A 15,359-nucleotide genomic window follows, 5' to 3' on the forward strand; every position below is an offset into this window, starting at 1 on the left:
AGTAATTAACTCTATTTAAGCTACTTACTTTTGTATCAATGGAGTGAGTTTATGAAATTTTATACGCTTGTGATAATTACTATTTTTTCATTAATAACCGGCTGCAGCAGTACTAACAATCAAAAGCAAATACTGCAAACTATACCGCTTACACAAGTAATTAATCATGCTTTATTTAGCCAGCAACCCACTTTATCTGAACAAGCTATTTTTGAGCTGTCTGAGGTCGAGACAGAGCAGTTTTTAGCGTATGCCAAAAAACAGCTATTATCTGGGATTCGTACCGATAGAGTTGTTTATAATTACCTTGAAAACCAACTAACTAACTTTACATATCACGGCGATACACTCACTTCTACACAAACAGTTAATCGAGCGCAAGGAAACTGTATTAGCCTAGCGGTGCTTACCCAAAGCTATGCTCGCATTCTTGGTTTAGATACGAGTTTTCAAGAAATGACCAGCGAGCCTGTTTACGCAAAAGAAAGTAACTTAGTGTATGTAGCTAACCATTTTAGAACTATGGTTTATGCCCCTAAAGAAATAGGTACCGCTAAAAACATAAATCCAATAAGCACAATAACAACCCGCGCAGGTACGTTAATCGACTACTTCCCAACTCGAGACAGTGTTTACTCAGGTAGTGCTAACCATAATGACTTACTCGCTAAGTTTTATAGCAATTTAGCCGCTAGCGCATTAGCAAACAAACAATTAAACATGGCATATTCTCTTATTTTGCAAGCTAATAACTACACCCCTAAAGATCCTGAGCTATTTAACTTAGCAGGCATATTACACCGCCATGCTGGCGACTTACAAAGCGCGAAAAATATTTATCAAGCAGCATTAAATAACAATTATGCGAGCATAAATTTAATTAGTAACTATCAATTATTAGCTCAACAGCTTGGTGATACTCAGCTTGCGCAGCAGTTATCTTTACAACTAATAAATATAGAAAAAGATCCTTATGAGTTATTAGTACTGGCTAAAAATGAGTTACAAACAGGAAATATTTATAGCGCTAACAAACATGTTGAGCAAGCAATAGTAAAAGCACCGTATATAGCCGATCTGTATTTAGAGCTGGCGAAAATACGCTTTCAGCAAGGTAAAACTCAACAAACACAAAGCTTACTTGAAAAAGCCATCGAACTTGAACGCGACAAACAAAAGCTTAATGTGTATCAAGCTAAGTTACTGTCGTTAAGTATGACAAAGTAAATGTGGGTTTTACGGCACTTAAATCGCCGCTCAAACCCCGTTATTAATTATTTTTACCTTTGCTTTTAAAAACGCTAAAGCGAATAATAAAAACTTAACCACGCGCGCATTTCATCTGCAAAGCTATCGCCTTCTACGCGCGATAAGCCCAAATTAAACGTTAAATCGTTTACACCTGCAGGCCCCATCCCAAAGCTAAGATCACCTTGATATTTTAAGCCGTAACTTTGTGCATATACCATGCTATCAAGTTGGTGTTGCTTGTAATAAAGCCAAGGTAACCCCTCTTTAAAGCTAAACCCAGCACCATAACCTTGATAACGCTTTGCAGTTGCACTGTAAAAAGGCAGCTCAGATGAAAGTACAAATTCGCTACTTTGTTGCTGATTAATCAGGTTTGAGCCAAAGCCACCTAATGCAAGGCTGCCATCATCACGTTGCTTTTGCTCAAGGCTTGCATAAAGAGGAATACCAAATGCTTTACCAAAAATTTGGGCGGCTAAATCGTAACCTTGCCAATTATTACTTTTGCTGCTGCCATCGTACCAGCTCGCATAAGTACTTTGGCCTATAACAAAGTCTTGGCGGTCATATTGCCAGCTTTGAGTAACGCCTAAGCGCGTCCAGTTTTTATGGTTTTGTTTGTAGTCAGTGTAATTATAAGCAAGCTCTGGCGTTAAGTTTAACTGCCCAAATTTAAGAGGGTAACTTATTGCAGCAAAACCACCGCGCGCAGTAATATCGGCGCTTAAGCTTGTTTGATTTAAGGATTTATATTGGCGTGCTGTATTTAAATTATAATCAAACACGCTAAGTTTGAATTTTACTGGTAATGCACTGTATTTTGCCTGCACAAAACCACCATGCAAAGCACCATTGTGCAAGTCGGCGCTATACCCTGCCTGTAAGTCGAGCTGTTTTAATAAATCGCTACTTTTAACCCCTAAATTCAACAAACTGGTTGCAGCCGAATAATACTGCGCGCCTAGTGCAAAAGTGGCTTGTTGCTCAAGTGCATTGTAGCTACTTTGTGTGCCTACTTGGTTAGTGTAAATGTTAGCTTTTGGAAGTGTGTGTTGATTAACCATAAGCAGTGGCGCATGTTTAGTGGTTGCAATATCACTAACCATATTCCCTTGGTGTGTTTTCGCTAGTTGTTTTACATTGGGGCCATCTGCGCTAATCGAGAAATAAAGTAATGAGCCATCAGTCATTTCAATGGGATGTGCAACCGCTTCTTGCCCTTGAGTTAGTTTAGTGAGTGTTTTGCTTGCAATATGATAACTATAAATATCGGTAGCGCTATTTAAGCCAGCAATAAAGTAAAGCGACTCTCCATTTTGGCTAAAACTTGGTTGGCTTAAATATTGATACCCGTTTGGCATAGCCACTGATTGACGGTGCTCACCATCCGTATTTTGTATATATAATTGCCAATTTTCGTTTAAAGATGCTGATAAGTAAGCTAATTTAGTTTCATCAGGGTTTAATATTGGGTAGTCATACGCCGTTTTTAAACTTTTACTAAATAACTCAGTGACGACTTTAGTGGTTAAATTTACTTTCACTAATTCTGAGTAACCACCTCTTACTTGCTCAGCATATAAGGTTTCACCATCGCTGGTTACGCTAAAACGGCGAATACCTGCAAGCTCGGTAAGCTGCTCTATATTGCCGGTTTCAGTGTTGTAGCTAAAAACATCAGAAACACGATTATAACTCCCCGATTCCTCAGTACTAAAAGCACTAAAGTAAAGCGTGGTATTATTAATCCATTGTGGGTTAGCTATGCCTGCTCGGTTAATTTGGTTAAGCACTTGTTTTTGCTCACGCTTAAATACACCAGGTGCAGTGTCAGCAATATCTAGGGGATCATTTTCTAATAGCTTTTTTTGTGCTTTATTAAAGCTATTTTCGGCTTTAGTATTTTGCTCTGTGCTGTACACAATAAGCTTAGTGTTATCGTTTTTATCACGCTCTACAATGGCCAGCTTACTGCCATCTTTTGCAAGCGCAGGGTTGCTTGCATATAAACTAAGCTGTAGCCACAGCTCACTATTAAGCTTAGGTTCTAATTGCTCTTTGGCCATAGCTTTGTAAGTGTATTCAGCTACAAAACGGCGGTACAGCTTAGCGGCACTTTGCCCAAACACGCCGCTAAATGCTTGATCAAAATCACGCACTTTTACGCCTTGCATGCGTGTCCAAACGCTATCGAGCGTTTGCTCTGAATAGTTTTGCTCTAACCAATTTAAAAAACGGCTACCAATTAAATACGCCATGGAGCTGGCCATAAAGCCACCTTCGGCACTATTTAACTGTGAGTAGCTGGGCAACGCTCCTTGCTGGGCAAACTCTACTAATATTGCTTCTGAGTAGTTATCAAATAAGCGCCCACGACCGGTCATTTTAGATTCAATTAACGTGGCATAACCTTCGGCAACCCAACGAGGGGTATTGCTGTAAGTTAAATCGTATAGATCCCATAGACTGCGTATTTTTTGCTGCCAGTTATTACGTGTTGGCTGCGCTAAATGCACTAAGTGAATGTACTCGTGCAATACCAATAACTGCTGCCAACCTGAGGTATTTGATATAACAGTATCTGATTGTGGCGGCGTGGTAAAAAGTGCCATTATCGGGTTATTTGAGGTAGGTAGCGCAAAACCATTCGCTGCATTTAAGGGATCAAACACCACTACATCTACAGTTTTATCGAGTGCGCGGTTTTGTTGCTCAAGCACTTTGGTACGTACTATTTCGAGCTCTACAGCAGTCGATTTGGCAAAGTCGGTATGCTCAATACTGTAATGCACATTAAAGTGCTCGGTATGAATGGTTTGCCAGTCGTTGCCATAGCTCGGCGCGGTAAGTAATAAAGCCGCTGCGATAAGTGTTTTTTTCATTATAGTCCCTTAGATGATCCCTTAACTGCACCTAGGTTATTACTAATTACTTTTAGTTGGCAGTAATAAAGTGTAATAAAACATGTGCAACTATAAACTACACATGCTTTTAGTAGAGCTACATCCAGCTACGGGGATCAGATTCAACCTGCATAAGTGTAAAATCAATTATAAAGTCAGCATCTTGCTGCTTTATATAGGGCATAAAAGCGTAACCTGAGGCGAGTTGTATATACACACTTTTTAACCCTGAGCGACGCATTAAGTAGGTACTTATACTACGGGCACTTTGTGTTTTATACAGTTCAAACACCCGATAATGTACGCCAATCAAGCCTTTGCGCACCACCATATAATATCGGCCATTATCTTCATGTAAGTAATAGCCATAACGCTGATACGACAAGGTAACTAAACCAGCAAATGCAACAAATACACCTAAACTAAGCCACATATTAAACTCAGCTACTAAGCAAAAAACAAATACTAATATGCTCGGTAAAAGCGCATAAAAAACTAAGTTTTTATATAGTAGTGCGCGCTCTGCGCCTGTAAATGCGAGGTTTTTGCTATTAAACCAAGGATAAATCCATTGGCAAACACTGTTTACTTGTGCCGCGTTTAATACCGGTAAGAGCAAGGTTTGTTTATTATTTTTAGCAGCAACGCCTGCTACCATACCACCACTGCTCGCTTGCAAGCATTCAACGGTAAAGCGTTTTAATAGTCGGGCAACTAAGTTTTGTTTTATAACAATTGATTGCACCTTATCTAAGCTCATAGATAACTGATGGCGCTCTAATAAGCCAGCAATGCGTTTAAACTTTTGTCCTTTAAAATACAGCTCGTAGTTATAAAACCGAATCAACGACATGCCAACCGACAACAACACCGCAATAATAACCAACAAAACAATTAAGGTGATCACCGCAAACATGGCAGCATTGGCCACTATACCTAGCTCTTGCTGGTAAAAGCCCTCCATTTTAGCAATCAGCTTTTGCTCTAAAAAATCGATAACAACATTTATAAATGGCGCAATAGCTGCAAAGGCTAAAATAGCCATATTTGATATTAAACCAAACTTAGCAATTTCTTTATTGCTAATAAATAGACTGCTTTGTGCTGTTACTTGGTGATCTACATTGTCAGTTACAGTATCTTGTTGCTGGGCTTTGTAAGCAAAAATTTGTTTACGCATTTGTTGTGCGTGTTCTTTGGTTATTCCCGGCAGTACCACTTCTTGCGCTACGCTACCTGCGGCATCAAAAATACAATTTACTAAGTTAATAGGGGTAAAATAAAACGGCTCAGCAATATTTACGTTTTGTACGCGAGCAAATTTAAGGGTTAAACGCTCTTTTTTAAATACGCCTTTTTTGAGTAAAATTTCGTGTTCTTCAGAAATACAAAAACGAAAGCTTTTATAATATAAAAAAGAGTAAATAAGCAAAGCAACAAGCGCGACGGCTCCGGCAATTTGTCCCCAAAATAGTTTGTTTTCAACTTGAGTTACAAACACAATCGTAATAGGTAGCAAATTAAATATGCCATCTCTTATAACTCGCACCATAAAATGGACAACAAAATACACTAACGCCCAAGGCGATACAGCTTGCCAATGTAAACTACTTGCGCTACCAGCGTTACTCATCTGCAGGGGTTACTTGTGCGATGTTATCGTCGTTGCGGTAGTTTTGTACAAACTGGCGCATATTTTTACAATCGTCGTGAGTTAAGCCGCTAATTTGCAGGTCGGCGCTCATGCCACCAGCGCTGTATAGCTTTAAACTCGCTAAGCCGAGTTTGCGCTCAATTGGCCCGCGGTGCACCTCAATATGCTGTACTCGCGCTAGCGGCAAAATAACTATTTGCTGCCAAATAATTCCCTTTTTAAACGCGATATCGTGGGTGCGCATTGCTACCCCTTGCAGCTTTATACTCACTACATTATAAAACATTGATAATATGATAATTATTGGCATGCCAATCAACAAATACGTTTGCGCTAGATTAGCAAAAGCAGCATTTAAGTAACACGCCACCACTAAGCCGGTTATTAAAGGGATATAAAACGCCAGCCAATTAAGTTGCACATGCAGCAAAGCGTTAGCCGCCAATGGCTTAAACTCAATATTACTATGTTGTGGTAAGTTGGTTATTTGTTGATTATTAAACACCATATTATTGTTTAAACTCACTATTACTTATATAAATACAAGGCTCAACTCAGCCATTTAATGATGGTAATTAAGGTATGGCTTTGTTTTGGCGCGAGCGTAACGGCATCATTTAATACGTTGGCTGCTTCAAGGCAAAGCATGTTGTTATATTCAGTATTAGCAAAGTTAGATAAACGCTTTGATTTTTCTATCCATGGATTCCACAATACGCAAGAGCTGGAATTTTCTCGGCCCACACTAATTATACCCTCGGGAGTATTAATGGTTTGCACTGGCGCTGCTTGGGTATAAACCATGTCGGTTTCGCGGGCAAAACTAACCACATCACTTTGCATTACTGGAGCTTCGCCAAATTCAGTATATTGCGCACCTTGCAAACCATCAACGCTGGTATTGTTAATATCTGATGTTGGAAAATAAGTATGCAGCGCTTGCGAAAAGCTAAACGGTGTATTGCTTAAATTTGTGGTTGTTAAGCGCACTTGTAACTGCTCGTTTAGTACAAACTCAACTCGTAAGCTTGATTGATGCGGCCAATAATCAAGATTAACTAGTTTCATGGGTAATTTAAGGCTAACAATAACTTCGTATTCGGTTTCATGCACTTCATCGGCCTGCCACAAACTCGTTCGAGCAAAACCATGCGCCGGAAAATCATTGTTATCGTGTGCTCCAAACCAAGGCCAACAAATTGGGATACCGCCGCGAATACTGGCATTTTCTTGGAATGTTTCTTCTTGAGATACCCATAACAATGGCTGCTTACCTTTTGGGGTAAACTCGGTAATTTGCCCGCCTTGCAAAAATATTTTTGCATCGCAATGGCTGCTATTTATATTAATAAATTCTAAACCGGTATCAGTATGACAAATACTAACGGAAGGTGATAACTTCATATTATTTCCTATAATGCTGGCACGTAGTGTTAAATGTGCACCTAAATAGTCAAGTAAGCTTATAAATCATCTACATGATAAGCGAAATAATTTAAATATCGATCGCTTTATTTTCACTCGGTAATACCTGCGAGGTATTTATAAATAATTACTTTGTACTAATACTTATTTATAAATGTCACCCTCAGTAAATTAGCAATACTTATAAATTGATAAAAAAAACTCATTATCTATACTCTATAGGCTTAAAGGTATACTACAGCCATTGGCGAATAAAACACTACAGACATAGATTAAAAATTAAAAAACACAAATTTTAATTACTGCTCAAACTAATAAAAACCACAAAAAGCAGGCTAAAATGCAATATATCATTTGAATTCAATTTACTTGATGTGTAACATTTCGCGATTATGGCAAACCATTGCGCCCTTTTAACGAGATTAGCTAAATGCAAAAACATAACGAGTTATTGGTTTCTTTACGTAAAGTGATTCGTGCGATCGATTTACACTCTAAGCAACTGAATAAAACTTCAGGCTTAACTGGGCCACAACTGCTTATAATGCAAGAGGTTTCCCATACAGATGGGATAACAGCAAGCCGTATAGCTCAAAATGTAAATTTAAGCCCGGCAACCGTTACTAATATTCTTGATAGGATAGAAGGTAGAGACTTAGTAACTCGGGTACGTAGCCAAATGGATAAGCGTCGAGTGAGTTTATACCTCACCGATAAAGGAAAGGAGTTACTTGATAAAGCACCGCAACCACTACAAGAGCATTTTATTGCTAAGTTTTCGGCACTTGCAGAGTGGGAGCAGAGCCTATTACTGTCGTCAATGCAGCGCATTGCCGCAATGATGGATGCAGATAAACTTGATGCATCGCCTCTGTTAGAAGTGGGTGCGCTTACTCAAGCTCCTAAATAATAAATTTACACAGGATGTGCTTTTACATCTTAAATTTTCAATCAAAATCTGAGCAGCAATTTATGACTAAACTTTCGAAATTAACACTTGCCCTCATGCTAGCTGGTGCGTCGAGCAATGTATTCGCCGCAGATCTAGACACGCTTCAAACTCAGCTTAAGCAACTTAAACAGCAAATGCAGATGCTAGAGCAGCAATTAGCAGCTGAAAAAACCAAACAACAGAAAATTAATGAGCAACACGAACAACAAGTTGCTCAAATAAGTAAAAAAGCGGAACAAACAACTGTGGTTGCTGCCACTAAAGCTGAAGAGAAAGAATCTGCTGGTATAACCGTAGGTGGTGCTATTCGTACTAACTACAGTGTTACCTCGTATAGTGAAGGTAATGAAGACCGCCTTGGTGACTTTGATTTTGATATTTTTCGTTTAAACCTCTCAGGTGAAGTTGGTGGTGTACTTTTAGGCGGTGAAATTCGCTTTTTTGATTACATGACCGTTATAAAGTCGGCGTGGGCTGGTTATCAACTTAATGATGAGTGGCAAGTACAAGCAGGTATTACTAAAGTACCATTTGGTAACGACCCGTATAACTCACATAATTACTTTTTTAGTACTAACTATTATATTGGCCTAGAGGATGATCACGATCTAGGTATTATGTTTAAACGTAAAGTTAGCGATAACTGGCAACTAGACCTTGGCTTTTTCAAAAATGATGAACTTGGTGGTGTTGACGGTTATGTAGAAGATCGTAGCCATCGTTATTCGTACGATATTGTTGGAAGCCGCCCTGTCGGTGAAGGTATTTACGCAGAGCCTGCAAAACAGCTTGGCGAATACAATACCTTTACAGGTCGTTATGCATACCATTTTGAACACGGCGAAGGCATAACCACTGAAGTAGGTATTTCAGCACTTGCGGGTGGCTTACATGATGGGACCGATCGTGCGGGTGATTACAATGCTTGGGCACTGCACTTAAATAGCCATATTAATAACTGGAATATTCAACTACAACACGGTGAGTATAACTACAATGTTGATAATATAGATCGCATGGCTGTAGGCGCATACGGGTTTTATGATTCAATTGCCGCCGATGCTACTACCAGCACCTTTAACGTAGCATATAGCGTACCAGTACAGTGGGGACCGGTAAGCAACCTACAGTTTTATAACGACTACGGTATTATTTACAATAAATCAGACAACAGCGCAAATACCTGGATGAACGTAACGGGTGTATCGATTGCCGCCGGTGGACTATTTACTTACATCGATTATGTACATGCGCGTAATCAGCCATTTGTAGGCGGTTCTATCGCGGGTAACGGCGAAACAGAAAGCCGCTTTAATATTAACCTTGGTTATTACTTTTAAGCCAAGTAAGTTAATTAGCTAGTTAATTAGTTACTTATAAAGGGCAACTTTGTTTGCCCTTTTTGCTGCGCTAATTTTACTTATTCCTTTATGTCCACGTATTAAGTAACTGCAATTGCGCTTAAATTACGGCATTAATTACTCTATAATCAAACTAACTATAATTTAATAAAACTAACCTAAGTGAATATAAAAACAACCTATATATATTACAAAAAGGTATGGTTTAAAGTACTTGGCTTAATGCTAGTTGTACTTGGAATTATAGGTATAGTACTGCCGGTTATGCCCACCACCATCTTTTTTATTTTAGCTCTGGCCTGCTTTACTCGCTCATCGCCTGCACTTGAGCATTGGCTTTTAAATCATCCACGATACGGCACTACCCTGCACCAGTGGCAAGCACATAAAGTAGTGCCTGTTAAAGCCAAATATTGCGCCGCTTTGGGTATGCTGGTTGGTTTTATATTTTTACTGGCTTCATCTCCTGCTGTTTGGGTTATTTTTTTAGTTGCCATAATTGAAGTGGCTGTAATGATTTATTTAATTTTAAGACCCTCTTCCATACCAAAAAGTTGAATATCCCGCTTTAACAACGTAAATACCCGCTGTTTATAAAAACTTAATGTAAAGTTTAGTAAGTATATTTGTAATAGCTAATACAAATCATTATCATGTGGTAAATATTGATTAGTTTACAGTTATTATGGCGTTTATTAACAAACGAGCTTTATATAGCACCAGCCGGGCTTTACACATTTATATTTCTACAGCGCTATTTTTTTTGCTTATTTTATTTTGTGTTAGCGGCATAGTACTTAACCATGTTGACTGGCTTAAAAATGATAAAAATAATGGCCAAATATCAACTCCAATTCCAAGTGCATTGGCTGCCAAAGCAAATGCGCAGTTAAGTGCCTTACCTACACTCTACCCCGAAATAGAAGCTTACTTAGCTAAGCAATATGCGCTCACTAACGTAAAATGCATTGAATGGGAAAAAGAGGACGCACTGGTAATGCTCGACTACCCATTACCCGCGGGGTTTGCCTACGCCGAGCTCGACTTTATAAGTGGCACACTAAACCTTGATTACCAAACAGGTGGTTTTTTAAGCCTAATTGGCGATCTACATAAAGGCCGACATAGTGGCGAAGCATGGAGTTGGGTAATAGATATCTCAGCTGTATTAATGATCTTATTTGCCATTACCGGCATGATTATTTTATTTCAAAACAAAAAAAAACGCTTAGCAGGAATATGGATAACGGTGTTAGGCATAGCAACGCCTGTCGTTATTTATTTATGTTGGGTTCCACAATTAAAAGGAGTGTATTAATGATTAAATTTAAAGTGTTTATAAGCGCAGCATTACTGCTAGTTGCGACGTTTTTTCAAGCGACTGCGCATGCACAAACTGCACAATTAGAAATTGAATTAAACCTACCCGAATTAGACGTACAACCGTATCACCGCCCTTATGTTGCAGTTTGGCTAGAAACAAGCGAGCGCAAACACGTTACTACGCTGGCACTTTGGGTACAAAAAGCCGAATGGTTTAAAGACTTACGCCAATGGTGGCGTAAAGCCGGTAAAAGTAACCTTAACTTCGATGGCATAAGCAGCGCAACCAAACGAGCTGGATCTTACACCATTAATTGGCAGGGCAATGATTTAGACGGTAACCCAGTAAAACCGGGTAAATACTTACTTAATATTGAAGTGGTACGCGAAGAAGGCGGCCGAGATTACAGCCGTGTCGAAATAGACCTAACACAAGAGGGTAAAATCACGATTGATGGTACCAATGAATTTTCACAAAGCTTCGTCACTATTATTGCCAAGTAATACATAGCAGCAAATAAAGCATCCGCTAAAACCATTTAAAAAGGAACGATTATGAAAATCAATTTACTTAAAAGTGCATTAATTGGCGCACTTACAGTCACTGCACTTGCATCAAGCTATGCTAACGCCCATGCACAATGGTTAGTACCATCGCATACTTCTTTATCTGGCGATAAAGCGCATTATGTAATGATTGACGCGAGTATTTCTAATGAAATTTTTGCTCCCGACAAAGCATACCGCCCAACTGAGAAAGACGCACAATACGACGACAATTTACTGATGGCTATCGGCCCTGACGGCAAACCTATTAGCGATAATATTCGCGCTTACTTTTTACAGCGTAAAAACTCTGCGGCAGTTAAATTAACCAACGAAGGGACTTACCATATTGCAATGAAACGTGAACCACGTTTAATGACCTTTTATAAAGATGCAAAAGGTGAGCGTCGTCGTGTTTTTGGTGGCAAAAACAGTAAAGATATTCCAGCAGACGCTACAGATATTAAAACAACCAAAGCATTTTCTACCGTTGATACGTTTGTAAGTCGTAACGGCACATCTAAGCCTGCACTACTTGGTAAAGGTTTAGAGATTAGCGGCCCAACTCACCCTAACGATTTATTTGTTGGTGAACAAGCGCGTTTTCAGTTGCTCAAAGCTGGTAAGCCGGCAGCAAACGTTGAGCTGGCAATATTAAAAGGTGATACACGCTACCGTAACGAACGTGGCGAAGTTAAAGTAACCACTGACAAAAACGGCTTTTTTAGCACAACGTGGCAGCACCCGGGTTTATACTTAATTGAAGCAAGCGTGAGCGAAGAGTCGTCTGAAAAAGGCATAGATAACGTGCGTTACTCGTTATTTACTACATTAGACGTTGCGCCAGAGTAATACTTAATTCTTGAATTAAAACATTAAAAACAATAAAGAGGCCAAGTAATTTACTTGGCCTTTTTTATTTACATTTACTAAATTAATTGTATTAAAAAACACCTCAATTCACCCTGTGGTTGCAACTACTCAACACAAGCACACCTATTTAAATTAGTACGTTCAGCGCAAAGTAAACACCAGCCTTAGCTATTTGCATAACTTAGTTTGTTTTGATCTTTGCACTATCCTATTAGCTTCTTTAAGATGCGGCGCTTTTAGACTCAACAATAGCAGCCCTTGGGGGATCACATGACCATACAGCGCTTTTCAGCGAAAAAATTAGCACTTAGCTTGGCCGTTACTACTGCATTGAGCACGCCTTATTCAGTAGCTGTAGCCGCAGAGCCAGATAGTCAAGCACAAGAAAATATCGAAGTAATTTCGGTAACGGGTACTCGTCGCAGCTTACGCAGTATTGCTGAAAGTTCAGTACCTGTTGATATTATTACCAGTCGCGATATGGCCAGTACAGGCCAGCTTGAAATCAGCCAAGTACTTGCAAACCAAGTGCCAAGCTTTAACTACCCAAGCGCAACAATGGGCGATGGTACAGACCATGCTAAACCTGCAGTTTTGCGTGGTTTAGCCCCCGATCACACCCTAGTGCTTATTAATGGTAAGCGTCGTCATTCAGGTGCGCTATTAAACTTAGCTGGCGTAGTTGGGCGTGGTTCAACAGCTGTTGATTTAAATATGATCCCAACATCGGCAATTAAGCGCGTAGAAGTATTACGCGACGGTGCCGCAGCGCAATACGGCTCAGATGCTATTGCAGGGGTTATTAATATAATTCTTAAAGATGCAGCGCAGGGCGGCAGTGTAAGCGTAACTTACGGACAATATGATACTCAAATGGCCGGAGTACCTCAGCTTGAAAGCGTGTACGCAGATGCAAACGGCAACTTAGCATTTAATACTGGCGACGATCGTAAAATGAGCGATGGCGCAACGCGTACTATTAGTGCTAATTCTGGTTTTTCGTTAGCTGATAACGGTTTTGTAAACGTGTCTATTGAATATCGTGATAACGACTCTACCCAGCGCTCTGGTTTTGACCCTCGCGAGCAATATAGCCGCCTTGATGATGGTAGCCTAGATCCACGCGAGTTCACTATCGATCGTTACAATCACCGCTTTGGTAAAGCAGAGCTTGAAGACTATGCACTGTTTTACAACATGGGCTACGACTTTGATAACGGCTTAAACTTATACTCTTTTGGTAGCTACTCTAAGCGTGAAGGCAACTCAGGCGGATTTTATCGCCGAGCTGTAGATAAAAATAACATTTTAGACGTTTACCCTAATGGCTTTTTGCCACAAATTGAAACCGACGTAGAAGATTACTCTCTCGCTCTTGGTTTACAAGGTGAAACAGGCGACTGGGCATGGGATGTAAGTACCAACTACGGCCGCAACGACTTTGCATTAGGCGTAGTAAATAGCTTAAATACATCTTTAGGTGCCACCAGCCAAACCGAATTTGATAACGGCGCATTGGTTTATGACCAATTTATTGTTAATGGAGATGCCAGCACAGCATTTGATTTAGGTTTACCAGATGACGTATTTTTTACTATAGGTGCTGAATACCGCCACGAAAGCTACAAAATAGAACAAGGCGAAGAAGCTTCTTATATTACCGCGCTTGATAGTAACGGCAACCCAATTGCAGCAGGTGGTGCACAGGTACTATCTGGTTTTGGTCCGCAAAGTGTTACCGACGAAAGCCGCCACAACGTAGCACTTTTTGTTGAATTTGATACCTACCTAACAGAAAAGTGGAATGTGGTTTTAGCCAGCCGTTATGAAGATTACAGCGACTTTGGCGACACATTCACCTCAAAAATAGCAACGCGTTACAGTATTACTGATAACTTATCGTTACGTGGTGCAGCAAGTACCGGCTTTCGCGCGCCATCGCTAGCACAAAGCTCGTATCGTCAAATATCAACCATACTTGAAAACAACCAAGCGTTTGAAGTAGGTTTATTTCCAAGTGACTCTCCAGCAGCACAAGCATTAGGCGCTAAAAAACTAGACGCTGAAGACTCTGTAAACTTAACCGCTGGCTTTGTCTACACTCAAGGTAATTTTAGCCTAACGGTTGATGCATATCGTATTGATATTGATGACCGGATTGTACTCTCTGAAAACCTAGCCGGTGCAGCAGTTGCGCAAATTTTAGCAAACGCTGGTGAGCTAAACACCGAAAGCGTACGCTACTTTACCAATGCAATAGACTCACGTACGCAAGGTGTAGACATAGTTGCAACTTATTTACTGGAACTAGATAACCTAGGCGACGTACGCTTAAACGCAGCGGTTAACTTTAACGACACTAAAGTCACCCATATAGACGACAACCCTGAAGAACTCAATTCGTTAGGTGATGACTATGTTGTATTTGCTCGGCGTGAAGTGGGCCGTTTTGAAGAAGGCACACCAGATAGCAAACTAAACTTATCGGCTGTTTGGAGCTTTAACGAATGGCAAACTACACTGCGTGCCACGCGTTATGGCGAAGTTGCTGATATTTCTACAAGCAGCGACCGAGATGAATACCTAGATGCAAAATGGATAACCGATCTTGAAGTGGCTTATAGCCCTAACGATGAATGGAAATTTGCCGTAGGCGCTAACAACCTGTTTGATCAGTACCCACAAGCAACTGTAGATAACATTGGTTACTCTAACTTTGGTCAAATATTCCCGTACACCCCCTACGTGCCATACAGTTTAGATGGCCGCTTTTTATACGGTAATATTACTTACCGCTTTTAATAAAAGTGCTAGCTAAAAGTTGAAAGTTATAAAGGATGCATTACGCATCCTTTTTTTGCTGCTTAACGATTGATCTAAGTAACATTCGCGTTAATCCTGAAAAAAATCTCATTATGATTAAAGCAGAGCTAGGGTATGTCAGCGTTAATAATACTTTGAAGGCTGTAAAATTTTAAAAAAAACAGCATTTTTAGCCACTTAAATTATTGTATTTTATAAGCGTGTCAGTCATTCTATTTATACGCAAACCACTTGGGTTTAAAAACTCA

At 39.9% G+C, this 15,359-nt stretch carries 12 protein-coding genes; 8 read left to right on the plus strand and 4 right to left on the minus strand.

The window, feature by feature from the left end; genetic code table 11:
* Nucleotides 1-51: 51 nt before the first annotated feature.
* Nucleotides 52-1,227, plus strand: coding sequence for a hypothetical protein (locus J5X91_RS13485; protein ID WP_208835012.1), 1,176 nt, complete (start codon nucleotides 52-54; stop codon nucleotides 1,225-1,227).
* 74 nt (nucleotides 1,228-1,301) lie between these two features.
* Here J5X91_RS13485 and J5X91_RS13490 read toward each other — a convergent pair whose 3' ends face one another.
* The 4 genes from J5X91_RS13490 to J5X91_RS13505 form a co-directional block, all read right to left on the minus strand.
* Entirely contained in the window at nucleotides 1,302-4,133 is a 2,832-nt protein-coding gene (locus J5X91_RS13490; RefSeq protein ID WP_208835013.1) for a hypothetical protein, read from the minus strand.
* Nucleotides 4,134-4,251: 118 nt separating this feature from the next.
* Entirely contained in the window at nucleotides 4,252-5,787 is a 1,536-nt protein-coding gene (locus J5X91_RS13495; RefSeq protein WP_011329589.1) for a PH domain-containing protein, read from the minus strand.
* Nucleotides 5,780-6,313, minus strand: coding sequence for a PH domain-containing protein (locus tag J5X91_RS13500; RefSeq protein ID WP_086993164.1), 534 nt, complete (start codon nucleotides 6,311-6,313; stop codon nucleotides 5,780-5,782). The genes J5X91_RS13495 and J5X91_RS13500 overlap by 8 nt, the downstream gene beginning before the upstream one ends.
* Nucleotides 6,314-6,357: 44 nt before the next feature.
* Complete coding sequence (locus J5X91_RS13505; RefSeq protein WP_197108499.1) at nucleotides 6,358-7,212, minus strand: D-hexose-6-phosphate mutarotase; 855 nt, start codon at nucleotides 7,210-7,212, stop codon at nucleotides 6,358-6,360.
* A gap of 451 nt (nucleotides 7,213-7,663) precedes the next feature.
* Here J5X91_RS13505 and J5X91_RS13510 point away from each other — a divergent pair, with 451 nt between their 5' ends.
* The 7 genes from J5X91_RS13510 to J5X91_RS13540 all read left to right on the plus strand — a co-directional run bounded on the left by J5X91_RS13510 (nucleotide 7,664) and on the right by J5X91_RS13540 (nucleotide 15,090).
* The gene (locus tag J5X91_RS13510; protein ID WP_011329592.1) at nucleotides 7,664-8,143 is read left to right on the plus strand and encodes a MarR family transcriptional regulator; all 480 of its coding nucleotides are present in this window, start codon (nucleotides 7,664-7,666) and stop codon (nucleotides 8,141-8,143) included.
* A gap of 62 nt (nucleotides 8,144-8,205) precedes the next feature.
* On the plus strand, nucleotides 8,206-9,525 hold the full coding sequence (locus tag J5X91_RS13515; protein ID WP_182684139.1) for a porin: 1,320 nt from the start codon (nucleotides 8,206-8,208) through the stop codon (nucleotides 9,523-9,525).
* A 183-nt stretch (nucleotides 9,526-9,708) separates the two neighbouring features.
* Entirely contained in the window at nucleotides 9,709-10,104 is a 396-nt protein-coding gene (locus J5X91_RS13520) for a YbaN family protein (RefSeq protein WP_041454623.1), read from the plus strand.
* 127 nt (nucleotides 10,105-10,231) lie between these two features.
* Nucleotides 10,232-10,864, plus strand: coding sequence for a PepSY-associated TM helix domain-containing protein (locus tag J5X91_RS13525; protein WP_208835014.1), 633 nt, complete (start codon nucleotides 10,232-10,234; stop codon nucleotides 10,862-10,864).
* Nucleotides 10,864-11,373, plus strand: coding sequence for a DUF2271 domain-containing protein (locus J5X91_RS13530; RefSeq protein ID WP_208835015.1), 510 nt, complete (start codon nucleotides 10,864-10,866; stop codon nucleotides 11,371-11,373). The genes J5X91_RS13525 and J5X91_RS13530 overlap by 1 nt, the downstream gene beginning before the upstream one ends.
* A gap of 51 nt (nucleotides 11,374-11,424) precedes the next feature.
* Nucleotides 11,425-12,267, plus strand: coding sequence for a DUF4198 domain-containing protein (locus J5X91_RS13535; RefSeq protein WP_011329597.1), 843 nt, complete (start codon nucleotides 11,425-11,427; stop codon nucleotides 12,265-12,267).
* A gap of 291 nt (nucleotides 12,268-12,558) precedes the next feature.
* Nucleotides 12,559-15,090: a TonB-dependent receptor gene (locus J5X91_RS13540; protein ID WP_208835016.1), complete on the plus strand. Its 2,532-nt coding sequence runs from the start codon at nucleotides 12,559-12,561 to the stop codon at nucleotides 15,088-15,090.
* The last annotated feature ends 269 nt before the right edge of the window (nucleotides 15,091-15,359 follow it).

It is taken from the genome of Pseudoalteromonas sp. K222D (assembly GCF_017653575.1).
GTDB lineage: Bacteria > Pseudomonadota > Gammaproteobacteria > Enterobacterales > Alteromonadaceae > Pseudoalteromonas > Pseudoalteromonas nigrifaciens.

Coding starts and splice junctions, on each gene's coding strand:
- J5X91_RS13535 (WP_011329597.1), top strand. CDS start 11,425: ATGAAAATCAATTTACTTAAAAGTGCATTAATTGGCGCACTTACAGTC.
- J5X91_RS13525 (WP_208835014.1), top strand. CDS start 10,232: ATGGCGTTTATTAACAAACGAGCTTTATATAGCACCAGCCGGGCTTTA.
- J5X91_RS13495 (WP_011329589.1), bottom strand. CDS start 5,787: ATGAGTAACGCTGGTAGCGCAAGTAGTTTACATTGGCAAGCTGTATCG.
- J5X91_RS13540 (WP_208835016.1), top strand. CDS start 12,559: ATGACCATACAGCGCTTTTCAGCGAAAAAATTAGCACTTAGCTTGGCC.
- J5X91_RS13530 (WP_208835015.1), top strand. CDS start 10,864: ATGATTAAATTTAAAGTGTTTATAAGCGCAGCATTACTGCTAGTTGCG.
- J5X91_RS13510 (WP_011329592.1), top strand. CDS start 7,664: ATGCAAAAACATAACGAGTTATTGGTTTCTTTACGTAAAGTGATTCGT.
- J5X91_RS13505 (WP_197108499.1), bottom strand. CDS start 7,212: ATGAAGTTATCACCTTCCGTTAGTATTTGTCATACTGATACCGGTTTA.
- J5X91_RS13485 (WP_208835012.1), top strand. CDS start 52: ATGAAATTTTATACGCTTGTGATAATTACTATTTTTTCATTAATAACC.
- J5X91_RS13490 (WP_208835013.1), bottom strand. CDS start 4,133: ATGAAAAAAACACTTATCGCAGCGGCTTTATTACTTACCGCGCCGAGC.
- J5X91_RS13515 (WP_182684139.1), top strand. CDS start 8,206: ATGACTAAACTTTCGAAATTAACACTTGCCCTCATGCTAGCTGGTGCG.